Raw genomic sequence first — 12,800 nt, 5'->3', positions numbered from 1 at the left:
TTTCTGACAGAGCTCAAGTTCGCCGGAACGGATGTTGGGCCGCCAGCGCTTCGGCCCATTCATCGACGGCCTGGCGCTCATTGGCCAGGAATCGCCCCACCGCATTGGCAAAGCGTGGATCGGCCAGCCAGTGGGCCGACCAGGTGGTGACCGGCATGAATCCCCGCGCCATTTTATGTTCGCCTTGCGCGCCACCCTCAAACGTATCCAGGCCGTGTTCCAGCGCAAACTCCAGGCCCTGGTAATAACACAGTTCAAAATGCAGTCCTGGCGCAAAGCCGGCGTCATCCCATTGCGCACCCCAATAGCGCCCATATAGCGCGTCCGGCCCGACCAGATCAAACGCCGCCGCCAGCGGTTGGCCGTTGCGAGAGGCAATGATCAGCAAGCAGGCGTCTGGCATTGCGGCATGAAGCTGCTTGAAGAACGCCAGATTGAGATACGGTTGGGAGTTATGTTCCAGATAGGTATTGGCGTAGCAGCGCTCAAAAAACGCCCAGTCCCGCGCGGTAATGGCCGTGCCGTGTTTGCGCACAACGTCAATTTCGCCATCCGGCCCATGCAGGGCTTTGCGGCGTTCTTGTTTGATTTTTTTGCGCTTGTCGTGATTCAGGCTCGCCAGAAAATCATCGAAGCTGTGCCACGCTGGATCACGCTGCCAGTGAAACTGGATTTGCTCGCGCAACTGCATGCCGCATTCGCCAGCAAACTGAGCCTCTGTCGGCGTGGGGAAAAGAATATGCAGCGATGAATCACCCAGCTCCCGGGTGACGCCAATCGCCGCCTCAATCAAGGCTCGCCGGTCTTCATCGTTTTCGGCCAGCAACCGCGCACCCGGCAGCGGGCTGAACGGCACCGCGCTGATCAGTTTGGGGTAGTAATCCAGGCCGTGCTGTTCGTACGCGCGGGCCCAAGCCCAGTCGAATACATACTCACCCCAGGAATGGCTTTTGCGATAAAGCGGCATGGCGCCGACCAGTTGCCCGTCGCGCCATAAGGTCAGATGACAAGGCTGCCAGCCCGCTTGCACGTCCACACTGCCGCTTTGTTCCAGTGCCTGCAAAAAAGCGTGCTGCAGCGCCGGATGCGTGCCGGCAAGCCGATTCCACGCATCGGGCTGGATATCTGCTATCTGATCGAAAACGCGCAGTTCGGTGGCCAAGCGCGTCATGCCTTGCCGAAGTAGTCGGGCTCGTTACCGGCTTTCCATTTGATATTGCAGCCCATGCCAGGAATTTGCTCCGCCAGCGGGGGCTTGCCAGCCACCAATGCATCGACCGCACGCAGGATGTCCTGACCGCTTGGCTCGCCCTGATTGGGGCGGCTGCTATCAAACTGCCCGCGATAAACCAGTTTCAGGTGCGCATCAAACAAGAAGAAGTCAGGCGTACACGCGGCACCAAAGGCTTTGGCGGCGCTTTGCGTTTCATCGTACAGATAGGGAAAGGTGTAACCCAGTTCTGCGGCAGTCTGGGCCATTTGGATCGGGCCATCGGCCGGGTAGGTATCGGCATCATTGCTGGAAATAACCAGCATCCCCACGCCCAGTTCGGCCAGTTGGGCACCCAGCGGCGCCAGCACCGGGTTGATGTGTTTTACATAAGGGCAATGATTGCAGATGAACGCCACCAGCAAGCCGCAATTACCGCCCTGGTCACCAAGGGTATACGCCACACCATTGCCGTCAGGCAGTGTGAACTCTGGCAGCGGGGTGCCCAAAGGCAGCATGGTGGAAAGGGTTCTGGCCATGGGATTCGCCTTGTTGGATCAACTGGATTGATCCTCCCATTTTAGCCGGATGTCATGACGCTGGTGGGCTACAGTTGCGTTGCAATGTGCCAGACCCACCGGCGTCATCAGGATTGCTCGGTCAAACCGACCATTGCACCAGGCCGGTCCAGGCCGTGAGCAGCACAATCAAACCAAAAGCGATGCGATACCAGGCAAAAGCGATAAAGGTGTGATTGGCAATAAAGCGCAGCAAAGCCCGTACCGCAATGAATGCGCTGATGGCCGCGGCAATGAAACCGACTGCGAAAATCCCCGCATCGCCCGCGTCCAGCACGTGACGCAGCTTCCACAGACTATAAAGAGAAGCCGCAGTCAGCGTGGGAATGCCCAGAAAGAACGAGAACTCGGTTGCCGCCTTGCGCGACAAGCCAAAAAACAGGCCACCAATAATGGTTGCGCCAGAGCGACTGGTGCCCGGAATCAGCGCCAGACATTGGGCACAACCGATCTTGAGCGCATCCATCAGCGAGATGCCATCGACGGTCTCGACGCGTACACGATGCTGGCGCTTTTCTGCCCATAAAATCAGCAAACCACCAATGATGAAAGCCAGCGCCACGGGCACCGGCTTGAACAGGTACGCCTTGATGGTGTCATTGAATAGCTTGCCCAACACAGCGGCCGGAATGAAGGCGATGATGACGCCCCACAGCAGATTGCGTTCGCTACCCGCCCGGCGGGCGCCGCTCAAGGTCTGACCGATTTTGGCGCGGTATTCCCAGACCACGGCCAGAATTGCGCCTAGCTGGATAAATATCTCGTAAACATCGCGCTTTTCTTTTTGGTCGGGCAGAAAGTCCAGCAAATTGCCAGCAATGATCAAATGGCCGGTACTGGAAATCGGCAGAAACTCGGTAATCCCTTCGACCACGCCCATGACCAGGGACTTGAACAGCAAAACGGTATCCAGCATCGATATGATTCCCGCGGTTGATTAATGTTTGTTGTAGTTGGCGGGGATTATAGAAGTGGGCAGCGGCGGTGTGGGCAAAACTTTCAGCACGCTGGCAAATCTGCGAGCGTTGTACCAGGGAACGTGAGCAACGGCGCGGGGTGCAGGATAGAAATCGGGGCTAGCCCAGTTCGGCCAAGAGGCGGCCTTCGGCCCCTGCAAAATGACCGTTCATATAAAAAAGTGAATTTTTACCAATTAGCTTGGGAACTAGATAAACAACCCCACGTCATATCTGGCGTGTGCGAGCAATTCGCGCATTTTTGCTCATCTCCTCCCTGATTAGCGGGCACCTTCTGGTGCCCCTTTTTTTGTCCGCAATTTGCGCCAGGCTAATCAGTTAACACACTAGTTAACACACTAAAAACGAGTTATAGCTTGCGGGACTGATTATTTAGCAAGTTGCGAATCGCAGCAGCCAGCTGCTGATCCTCTACAGTGTCGGCCAACTCGGTAAAAGCATCGCGCGCAGCGCCGCCCATCTTCAAGTCTTTGGCGCGTATGGGTTTTTGTTCTCTGAACGAGCCTTGCACCCGCGGCAGGATTGCGGTAGCTTCCCACCCAGCCCGCGCGAGAGCTTCCAGCAAATCTGGCGCGGCATACCGGATACGGGTGGCCGCTGCCGCGCTGTTCACACCCACAATCAAAGCCTCGCCAGACCACGCCGCGCCCAGACAGGCACGAGCGACCTCTGGCGGCAGTGCTGACTGCAGCGCTTTGAGAATCCGGTTGTATTCGCCCACACGATCGGCAACTTGCCTGAGCGCCCGGTTACGACCGATAAAACCGGTGGTGGAGCTTTTTTTCATATTTCTCGATGTTGCGATGTTTGCAAGGTCATTCAGGGAGCAGTCCCCTTGAATATTATTCTTATTTCAAACCGCTACTCCAGTGCATTACATCTGGGTATCGGTAAGATTGTTGCGCTATTTATCGGACTGACCGTGCTGACCGGCGGGCTGGGCCTGGCCATTGGCATGTCGCTGTCGGGAAGTTCGCCCAAGCAGTTGTGGCCATTAATAAAGCCGCTGCGCCAGGTCGAACTCGACGCCATGGCCGTACGCCTGGGCGAACTGCAAGCGCGGTTGATCCGTCTGGATGGTCTGGCGCAGCAAGTCGGCACCAAAGCGGGTATCGACGTCAAACCGCTCTCTTCCACCGCCCCAGTGCCACGTGGTGGTGTGCAGACCCGCGATCACGCCATGTCTGCCCGCGAATTTTTGCAGCAGCTGAGCACTACCGAAACCGATGCCAGCAATGCTTATGACCAGTTCAGCCTGGCGCAAACCGTCTTGTTGCGCCCGGCAAGTACCATTCTGCCGACGCTGGCACCGCTGACCACCGGCTTGCAGTCCTCCAGCTTTGGCTGGCGCATTGATCCGTTTACCGGGCATCAGGCTTTTCATGAAGGTCTGGATTTTGTGGGCGCAGTCGGCACCCCGATCAAGGCCGCCGGCGCAGGCACGGTGGTCTTTGCGGCCTTCCATCCGCAGTATGGTAATATGGTCGAGATCGACCACGGTAATAACTTGACCAGTCGCTACGCCCACGCCAGCAAATTGCTGGTGAAAGTCGGCGATCATGTTACTGCCGGGCAAGTGATTTCAGAAATTGGCAGCACCGGACGTTCAACGGGCGCTCATCTGCATTTTGAAATCCGCTATCGAGGCGTGGCGCAAAATCCGCTACGGTTCCTCGCGCAAAATACGCAAAACAATGTTGGTACAGTGGCAAGCACCGAGGGTCCGCACGATTAAGCGGTCAGTGGTGTGCAAATAGTGCACTAGTTACTGCGGTCAGGGCTGGAAAACCGGCCATTCGACCTTATCTTGTGCACACGCGTTATGTATCGGTGCGATACTCACGCACGGTTTTCAAGCGGCGGCCAGGGCAACCTGCCCGCCGTTCTCGTAGAATCGCTGGCAATCCCTATGCTGGTCCGGATTATCCCGGAGCCAAGTCTGGCGAGGCTGGTAGGCGGTTCTGATTAGCAAACAGGTCGGTGGCAACATTTGGCACCTGAACAACAAGACAAGCCGCTCGCGGCGAAAAATCTGGTAACAGGAAATGATCTCCAATCTGCTCAAGAAAGTCTTCGGTAGCCGTAACGACCGCCTGCTCAAGCAATACGGCGCAGTCGTGCTGAAAATCAACGCGCTGGAATCCAGATTTCAGTCGCTGTCCGATGACGAACTGCGCGGCAAGACCGCCGAGTTTCGCGAGCGGGTTGCCAAAGGCGAATCGCTGGACGATGTCCTGCCAGAAGCCTTTGCGGTCTGTCGCGAAGGCTCCAAGCGCGCCTTGGGCATGCGTCACTTTGACGTGCAGCTGATTGGTGGTCTGACCCTGCATCAGGGCAAGATTTCCGAAATGCGTACCGGTGAAGGTAAAACCCTGGTCGCTACGCTGCCTGCGTATCTGAACGCGTTGTCTGGCAACGGCGTGCACGTGGTGACGGTGAACGATTACCTGGCCCAGCGCGATGCGGCCACCATGAGCAAGTTGTATAACTTCCTTGGTTTGTCTTGTGGCGTGAATCTAGGCCAGATGGCTCATGATGAAAAACAAGCTGCCTATGCTTGCGACATCACCTACGGCACCAACAACGAATTCGGTTTTGACTACCTGCGCGACAACATGGTGTTCACCGTGGGTGAACGCGTACAGCGCACGCTCAACTACGCCATCGTCGATGAAGTGGATTCGATCCTGATCGATGAAGCGCGTACCCCGCTGATCATCTCCGGCCCGGCGGACGACAACACCGAAATGTATCTGGCAATGAACCAGGTACCGCCACAACTGGTACGCCAGGCAGAAGAAGAAGGCGAAGGCGATTTCTGGGTTGATGAAAAAGCCAATACCGTACTGCTGTCTGAAGCCGGTCACGAAAAAGTCGAGCAGATCCTCACTGGCATGAAGCTGCTGCCAGAAGGCGACAGCCTGTATTCCGCGCAGAACATCAACCTGGTTCACCACCTGTACGCTGCCCTGCGCGCGCACTCGCTGTTCCATCGTGACCAGAACTACGTGGTCATGGATGGCGAAGTCATCATCGTTGATGAGTTCACCGGCCGTTTGATGTCTGGCCGTCGCTGGTCCGAAGGCCTGCACCAGGCCGTGGAAGCCAAAGAAGGCGTTGAGATCAACCAGGAAAACCAGACCCTGGCCACGATCACACTGCAAAACTACTTCCGCATGTACGGCAAGTTGTCCGGCATGACCGGTACGGCCGATACCGAAGCCTACGAATTCCAGCAAATTTACGGGCTGGAAACCGTGATCATCCCGACCAACCGCCCGATGGTGCGTCAGGACAAGCAAGATCAGGTTTTCAAAACCGCCAACGAAAAATACAACGCCATCATCGAAGACATCAAAGACTGCGTATCGCGCGGTCAGCCTTCGCTGGTGGGTACGACCTCGATTGAGCATTCGGAAATCCTCTCCAATCTGCTCAACCAGGCCAAGATTCCGCACAACGTGCTGAACGCCAAGCAACATGCGCGTGAAGCCGAGATCGTGACACAAGCCGGTGCGCCAGCGCAGGTGACCATTGCTACCAATATGGCCGGTCGCGGTACCGATATCGTGCTGGGCGGCAGTATCGAACGCACCATCAAGGATATCGAAGCCGACGAAAGCCTGGATGCAGCGGCTCAAGAAAGCAAAATTGCCGACCTGAAAGTGTCATGGCAAAAGCTGCACGATCAAGTTGTGGCCAGCGGCGGTCTGCATATCATTGGTACCGAGCGTCACGAATCACGCCGGATCGATAACCAGTTGCGCGGCCGTTCCGGTCGCCAGGGTGACCCGGGCTCCAGCCGTTTCTACCTGAGCCTGGAAGACCCGCTGCTGCGTATTTTCGCCGGTGACCGTGTCGCGTTCGTGATGGACAAGCTCAAGATGCCGGAAGGCGAGCCGATCGAAGCCGGTATTGTCAGCCGCGCTATTGAATCCGCTCAGCGCAAGGTAGAAGGCCGCAACTTCGATATCCGCAAGCAATTGCTGGAATACGATGACGTCGCCAACGAGCAGCGCAAAGCCATCTACACACAGCGCAACGAATTGCTCGAAAGCGCAGATACCTCGGAAACCATCGCCGCCATGCGCGACAGTTTCTTCCACGATCTGTTCGAGCAATACATTCCGGCGCAAGCCATGGAAGAACAGTGGGACATTCCGGGTCTGGAAAAAGCGCTGGCAGAATTCAACATTCAGGCGCCTGTTGGCGAGTGGCTCAAGCAAGACGCCAGCATGTCGGACGAAGTGGCCAAAGAGCGTGTCGTATCACTGGCGCGTGATGCTTACGTGCAAAAAGTGGCTGATGCTGGCGAAGACACCTTCCGCCAGTTCGAACGCGCCGTACTGCTGCAACATCTGGATCAACACTGGCGTGAACATCTGTCGTCGCTGGATCACCTGCGTCAAGGTATCCATCTGCGCGGCTATGCCCAGAAGAACCCGAAGCAGGAATACAAACGTGAATCCTTTGAGTTGTTCAGCGAACTGCTGACCAGCATCAAGCGCGACGTGGTACAGATCGTCATGAACGTGCAAGTACGCTCGCAAGCCGACGTCGATGCCGTGCAGCCGCAAGCTGTACCGGATGGCGCGCTGCAGTTCCATCATGATGATCTGGCTGCTGTGCTGGCATCGGGTGACGAGGAGCAGATCAAGGCATCGCTGGCTGGCGCAGCCGCCGCAGGTGCTGCAGTTGGCGGTGCCAATCCGTTTGCCGGTGTGGGCCGCAACGACCCATGTCCATGCGGTTCCGGCAAGAAGTTCAAGCACTGCCACGGTCAGATCAGCTAAACGTTCAGCTTGTCTCGCCTCAAACAAAAAGCCCGTCATTGACGGGCTTTTTGTTGTTCATGCCATGCAGCATGCCAGGCAAACTTGACGCGCAAAATCCGGCTGGCTAGATTCAATGCGACGGGCCGATAGCTCAGCTGGGAGAGCGCCGCGTTCGCAATGCGGAGGTCGTGAGTTCGATCCTCATTCGGTCCACCAAACAGCCACTTCATACCATATCACTACATGCCTAAAGCCCTTGAAAATGCTAGATTCAAGGGCTTTTTTTGCGCCATGACGCGTCGTGCCGTATCATGAAATACCGTCACATTTGACGGTATTTGTGACGGTATTTCAAAAAAATGGAAAATACCGTCATGAAAATACCGTCATCCAGCACCAGAGGCCGCTATGCCGTTATCAGACGTTGCCATCAAGAAAGCCAAACCGGCCACCAAACCGCAGAAGATGCCAGACGCCGATGGCCTGTACCTGCTTGTGGCGGTATCCGGCGGCAAGCTGTGGCGGTATGACTACCGATTTGGGGGAAAGCGCAAAACGCTGTCTTATGGCGCATACCCTGATTTAAGTTTGGCGCGCGCCCGGGAATGCCACGGTGATGCGCGCAAGCTGCTGGCCAGCGGTGTCGATCCTGCCGCATCCAAGCAAGCCGACAAGCTGGCGCGACAAATCGCAGCAGTTAGCTCATTCGAAGCTGTGGCCCGCGAATGGTTTGCAAAGCATCAACCATCGTGGGCCAAAAGCCACTCTGAGAAGGTCATTCGGCGTCTGGAAAAAGACGTCTTCCCCTGGATGGGCAACAGACCAATATCCGAAATCACCGCCCCGGAGTTGCTCGCTACAATCCGCAGAACCGAAAGCCGTGGCGCACTGGATACCGCTCACCGTGCTTTGCAGAATTGTGGCCAGGTATTCCGCTATGCCGTCGCAACGGGGCGGGCAGAGCGTGATCCATCCGGCGACCTGCGCGGCGCACTCCCACCCGCGCGAACCAAGCACTACGCATCAATCGTGGATCCCCAAGGCGTGGCAGAGCTGTTGCGCGCAATGGATGGCTTTAAAGGTACGTTGGTCGTGCAGTGCGCGTTGAAGCTGGCACCTCTCGTATTCACGCGCCCGGGTGAGTTGCGAAAAGCAGAATGGTCAGAGATCGATCTGGAAAAAGGGGAATGGAATATTCCTGCAGAACGAATGAAGGGCTGGCTACGGAAAGGCATCACAACGCCTCACCTTGTCCCGCTCTCAAGTCAGTCGTTGGCAATACTGAAAGAGCTTCATGCGCTCACCGGGCACCGTCGCTATGTGTTTCTTGGACGCGACCCGCAAAAGCCAATGAGCGAGGCCGCGATCAATGCCGCATTGCGCCGCATGGGGTATGACACCAAAGAGGATATTACTGGCCACGGCTTCCGCGCGATGGCCCGCACAATACTGCATGAAGAACTGGACATAGAGCGGGATGTTATCGAACACCAGCTGGCCCACAGCGTGCCGGATGCCCTTGGCACTGCATATAACCGCACCAAGTTCATTAAAGACCGGCGCTCAATGATGCAGGTATGGGCCGACTACCTGGACAAACTAAAGTCTGGTGCTGATGTAATTAGCTTTCCAGCAAGAACCGCTTGAACGAGTTTGCTGCGCCTAGCCCGACGGGGCGAAAACCGGGAACCCTTGCCCGGCTGGCGTGGCATCTAAAACAGGGGATGTGCCAGCAAAGGGGGCGAGCGCATGTCAAAGATATATAAGCTGAGGGAATGGCTGACAGTGCCGGAGGCGGCAAAGCAGCTTTCTATTTCGTTTGGTGAGGAAGTAACCGAGGCGGATGTGTTGCGCCTGTCTTTGGATGGTCGTCTGCCGTTGTCGGTTTATTTCGTAAATCACGCTCAGGCAAGGGGCGGCAAGGTGATCCCTTGGGAGGAAACGGATTGGTGGCTGTTTCCAGATATGGATATCTTTTTAGGTAAGTCCGCCGAGGAGCAAGAAGCAAACAGAAAGAAAAAAATAACATCAACGGATCATAATTTTCACGCTCCCAAATTGACCGCACTTTTCGAAGAATTGCCCGCAGATGAACGAAGAAAATATACCGGGCTCATGAGGAGCGTAAATATCGACAATGAGCGATTCGTCACTTTGGCAGATGAAGTTGTCACCCTATATGGCGTGTTGGATTTACCGATGATCGGCGCGGAGACGCTTGACGTCGAGCGCCGGTTTCAGCAGCTAACAGGCGGGCCGGGCGTAGAACTGACGAATCTGGATGGTGCATTTGTTGAAGGGCAAGATGGAACAATCTGGCAGTTGCAAGAGGATTATGATGACAACGAGTATACAGATGGCTCCAATGCTTCCAAGCAAGTCCTAGAGCGATATATCGCAATCAATAAGATTAAGCCCGAACGGGCCAAGCTCCTCCATCGGAGACATGCGGAGAGACGTAAAAAATTTCTAGAAGAAAGGAAAGCACAGCCCGAACATGAGCATTTTTATCCAGCTGGCGGCTTGCCCAACGATTCCACGCTGGTCGTTCGGACCAAATCAATTTTGGCTTTCGAGCAGGCAGTTAGCGATACGCCCAAGCCATCGGAGAGGCCTATTTCTCGCCAAACGGAGAACAAGTTGCATGAGGCGGTTGCATTGCTGGCAGCAGTGAACCAAGGGAATGTTGAGGAAGCGTGGAAAAACCCGCATAAGACTGCGCAATCGCTTCTGGACGACGCTCAAAGGCTTGGCTTAGGTGAGGCAATCACACGCGAGACGCTTGGAAATTACATCAAAGCCGGAGCGGAACGACTCAAACCATAACACGCGGAACCGCGCCAACTCCGCGCGGAACCGCACAAGGGCAAGTAGCAAACAACCAAAGTAGTGCCATTCACTTCACCACAACCCACAAAGGGTCTAAGAATGGCACAGCAAACCACTCCCACCGCTCATGGTGCATCCAACGCACGGTTTCGCGAGCAATACGGCGCACTCCCGGTAACTGGGTATGTGCGCCAAGCCCAGCTAATCCCGGCAATTCTTCCCTTCTCCGCTTCCAGTCTGTGGCGCATGGTGCGCGGGGGCAAATTCCCCGCACCGGTGAAGCTTTCCGAGCGGGTAACAGCGTGGCGTGCAGAAGATGTGCGCGCCTGGATTGATTCCCGCTTGGCAGCATAAGGGGGCGGACATGAAAAAGAAAAACCGCCACCCGGTTTCCCAAAGCAGCGGCGCAATCAGCAACGCCAATTCTACGCTTCAGCCACCCATTGTCACCGGCCAATGCGCCGAAGTACTGGAGCTGATTCGCAGCAGCGGGCCGATCCTGTCCCTTGAGCTGACCGCCAATTGCGCCATTCCGGAAACCGCTGCCCGCGTGCATGATCTGCGGGCCAAGGGATTTAATGTCCAGACAGTCATTCTGCCCAGCGTGATGTTCCGTGGTCGCGAGCGCCGTAACGTCGCCCGCTACTCGCTTGGCGTTCCTGAATGGCCCGCACCCGGCTTTCTGGATGGGGAGGCCACATGAGCACGTTGGCCATGACTGAAAAAGCCTGCGTGGCAGGCTTTGGTAACTCAATTAGTCATCCGGTATCAGTGATGCTTCGAAAACAAGTAGCGGGTAATCACAAAGACCACACCAAAGCATTCCGCCAGCGTTCCCGCCATGTAAAGGTGCAGGATGTAATCGGAGAACTGCAGACACTGCACACCCACTCCAATGAAAACCAAGTTCATTACAAGCAACTGCGCAGCCAGACCGATCATCGACCACTTGGCATAGAAGCGCTTCAGTGCTGTCTCGGCGATCAAGTCGCTGGTTTGTGCGGTCTGATGATTAACCAGCGCCGTATTCATGCTACCAATCGGGGTGAGGTGCTCGGGCTGATTATCTCGACGAGTCTCATCGGCCGCCTCTGCCTGGCTAAAGGCGTCGCTCAGGCTTGGAAAATGGCCAGCCAACAGGCCGCTCTCTTTAAGAGAGTCACTGACCACAGACGCAACGTCAAGCGGCTTATTGCCCTCTGCCACTCAGCGGCACCCCAGCTTGTTAAGCCGGTAGGCCATAGACTCGGGGGATACGCCGAAGTGAAGCGCCATGAGGTAAGCAGGCTGCCCATCTTTGTGCAACCGCTTTACCTCAGAGGAGGGCATCAACAGGTTTGCGGCAAACTGGTTAGCAAAAATCTCCGCTGGATCAGTGCCCGTTGTAGATCGAGCATCCCGCAAGTCCACATAATCGTAGGCCTCGGCCGGGTCGCCATCTTGTTGGCGCTTGACGTAGTGGCCCAATTCATGCGCGCAGGTAAAACGCTTACGCGGCTTGCTGTCGCCCGCAGCGAGCATGATGATGGGGTCTTGTCCCGGTTTTTTGACCAATGCGCCCGACACTTCCTGCTCGAAACGAGCCTCAAACACCTTGACGCCAAATTGAGTAGCAATCCATGCCGGATCAACGGGAAAGCCGCGATTACCCCACACTTCGGCGAGTACACGTTCAGCAGCTTGATGTGGCATGACAGCCCCCATTGGTTTTCCTCAATAATTCTATTTGTAATACGTGGGAGCGCTAAGCGCCGCCTACAAGTGCGCGATCATATCGTCCAAGAGCACATTGTCAACGTAAACGAAGCCATTTCACTGGATACCAACACGTTCCTTTGCGTTCCAAACACCCTTGCACATCTCGATCAACTCGACCGGTTGAGCCTGACCCACTGCTATGCCAAAGGTCTGGCCATGCTGCTGGAGCTGTATTCCGACTTGCAGAACAGCGACCCCATGAACATGCCGGTATCGCTCCCCGCTGACGATGCCCGCGTGGCCGGGTTTGGTCTGCTTTACCGCCTGCTCGATGAGATCAGCGAACAGGTGCATGTACTGGGGCACGTGGAGGTGCAGCAATGAGCGCCCTTCGTTACGTTCTCACCCAGGCGCAGAAGCTGGACAGCTTGTCCGCTTCTGAATTGTCATCACTGGCAACCAACGCCGATACGGCCATCGTTAACGGCCTGATCGGGCTGCAGGCCATTGGCGATCTGGCCATGAGCTACCCCGACGATGTGGGCGGCGACCATTCCATCCTGACCGGGCTTGGTTTCTTCCTGCAGGACTACGCCAACCTACTGATCGACCTCCGCAACATCGAGATCAACGCCAACGAACTGGCCAGCCGCGCCAGACCGAGCCCGGAGGCCTGACCATGAACAATCGTTCTATCCGCTTCACTGCGGAGGCCTTTGCTCAATCTGCATTT

At 56.1% G+C, this 12,800-nt stretch carries 14 protein-coding genes and 1 tRNA gene; 9 read left to right on the top strand and 6 right to left on the bottom strand.

What is annotated here, in order from left to right; genetic code table 11:
• Positions 1-13 precede the first annotated feature (13 nt).
• The 4 genes from P4L78_RS21375 to P4L78_RS21360 all read right to left on the bottom strand — a co-directional run bounded on the left by P4L78_RS21375 (position 14) and on the right by P4L78_RS21360 (position 3,552).
• The gene (locus P4L78_RS21375; RefSeq protein ID WP_309330582.1) at positions 14-1,171 is read right to left on the bottom strand and encodes a GNAT family N-acetyltransferase; all 1,158 of its coding nucleotides are present in this window, start codon (positions 1,169-1,171) and stop codon (positions 14-16) included.
• A complete protein-coding gene (locus tag P4L78_RS21370; protein ID WP_309330579.1) occupies positions 1,168-1,749 on the bottom strand; it encodes a thioredoxin family protein in 582 nt (193 codons plus the stop codon). Before P4L78_RS21370 ends, P4L78_RS21375 begins: the two co-directional genes overlap by 4 nt.
• A gap of 121 nt (positions 1,750-1,870) precedes the next feature.
• A complete protein-coding gene (locus P4L78_RS21365) occupies positions 1,871-2,701 on the bottom strand; it encodes an undecaprenyl-diphosphate phosphatase (protein ID WP_283151432.1) in 831 nt (276 codons plus the stop codon).
• 413 nt (positions 2,702-3,114) lie between these two features.
• The gene (locus P4L78_RS21360) at positions 3,115-3,552 is read right to left on the bottom strand and encodes a DciA family protein (RefSeq protein WP_283147612.1); all 438 of its coding nucleotides are present in this window, start codon (positions 3,550-3,552) and stop codon (positions 3,115-3,117) included.
• A gap of 48 nt (positions 3,553-3,600) precedes the next feature.
• Here P4L78_RS21360 and P4L78_RS21355 point away from each other — a divergent pair, with 48 nt between their 5' ends.
• From P4L78_RS21355 to P4L78_RS21325, 7 genes are all read left to right on the top strand, one after another.
• The gene (locus tag P4L78_RS21355; protein ID WP_309330577.1) at positions 3,601-4,500 is read left to right on the top strand and encodes a M23 family metallopeptidase; all 900 of its coding nucleotides are present in this window, start codon (positions 3,601-3,603) and stop codon (positions 4,498-4,500) included.
• Positions 4,501-4,810: 310 nt separating this feature from the next.
• Positions 4,811-7,558 carry a preprotein translocase subunit SecA gene (gene secA, locus P4L78_RS21350; protein ID WP_283147610.1) on the top strand — a complete coding sequence of 916 codons (2,748 nt, stop codon included), beginning with the start codon at positions 4,811-4,813 and terminating at the stop codon, positions 7,556-7,558.
• 122 nt (positions 7,559-7,680) lie between these two features.
• A tRNA-Ala gene (locus P4L78_RS21345) sits at positions 7,681-7,756 on the top strand.
• A 192-nt stretch (positions 7,757-7,948) separates the two neighbouring features.
• Complete coding sequence (locus P4L78_RS21340) at positions 7,949-9,187, top strand: phage integrase central domain-containing protein (RefSeq protein WP_309330575.1); 1,239 nt, start codon at positions 7,949-7,951, stop codon at positions 9,185-9,187.
• Positions 9,188-9,289: 102 nt separating this feature from the next.
• The gene (locus P4L78_RS21335) at positions 9,290-10,366 is read left to right on the top strand and encodes a hypothetical protein (RefSeq protein ID WP_309330573.1); all 1,077 of its coding nucleotides are present in this window, start codon (positions 9,290-9,292) and stop codon (positions 10,364-10,366) included.
• A gap of 102 nt (positions 10,367-10,468) precedes the next feature.
• Positions 10,469-10,723, top strand: coding sequence for an AlpA family phage regulatory protein (locus tag P4L78_RS21330; protein ID WP_309330571.1), 255 nt, complete (start codon positions 10,469-10,471; stop codon positions 10,721-10,723).
• 10 nt (positions 10,724-10,733) lie between these two features.
• On the top strand, positions 10,734-11,072 hold the full coding sequence (locus tag P4L78_RS21325) for a helix-turn-helix domain-containing protein (protein WP_309330568.1): 339 nt from the start codon (positions 10,734-10,736) through the stop codon (positions 11,070-11,072).
• A 65-nt stretch (positions 11,073-11,137) separates the two neighbouring features.
• On the opposite strand, the gene P4L78_RS21320 is transcribed toward P4L78_RS21325, so the two are convergent.
• Both P4L78_RS21320 and P4L78_RS21315 read right to left on the bottom strand, forming a co-directional pair.
• Positions 11,138-11,575 (bottom strand): hypothetical protein, encoded by a 438-nt coding sequence (locus P4L78_RS21320; RefSeq protein WP_309330565.1) that lies wholly within the window; start codon positions 11,573-11,575, stop codon positions 11,138-11,140.
• Positions 11,576-12,061, bottom strand: coding sequence for an ImmA/IrrE family metallo-endopeptidase (locus P4L78_RS21315; protein WP_309330563.1), 486 nt, complete (start codon positions 12,059-12,061; stop codon positions 11,576-11,578).
• 69 nt (positions 12,062-12,130) lie between these two features.
• Here P4L78_RS21315 and P4L78_RS21310 point away from each other — a divergent pair, with 69 nt between their 5' ends.
• Together P4L78_RS21310 and P4L78_RS21305 are read left to right on the top strand one after the other, a co-directional pair.
• On the top strand, positions 12,131-12,451 hold the full coding sequence (locus P4L78_RS21310; RefSeq protein WP_309330561.1) for a hypothetical protein: 321 nt from the start codon (positions 12,131-12,133) through the stop codon (positions 12,449-12,451).
• The gene (locus tag P4L78_RS21305) at positions 12,448-12,744 is read left to right on the top strand and encodes a hypothetical protein (protein ID WP_309330559.1); all 297 of its coding nucleotides are present in this window, start codon (positions 12,448-12,450) and stop codon (positions 12,742-12,744) included. The genes P4L78_RS21310 and P4L78_RS21305 overlap by 4 nt, the downstream gene beginning before the upstream one ends.
• Positions 12,745-12,800 lie beyond the last annotated feature (56 nt).

The sequence above is a fragment of the Silvimonas sp. genome, assembly GCF_031291215.1.
In the GTDB taxonomy this organism is placed as follows: domain Bacteria; phylum Pseudomonadota; class Gammaproteobacteria; order Burkholderiales; family Chitinibacteraceae; genus Silvimonas; species Silvimonas soli.
Note: the sequence above shows the minus strand (reverse complement) of the source record. Positions and strands in the feature narration are given on the sequence as shown.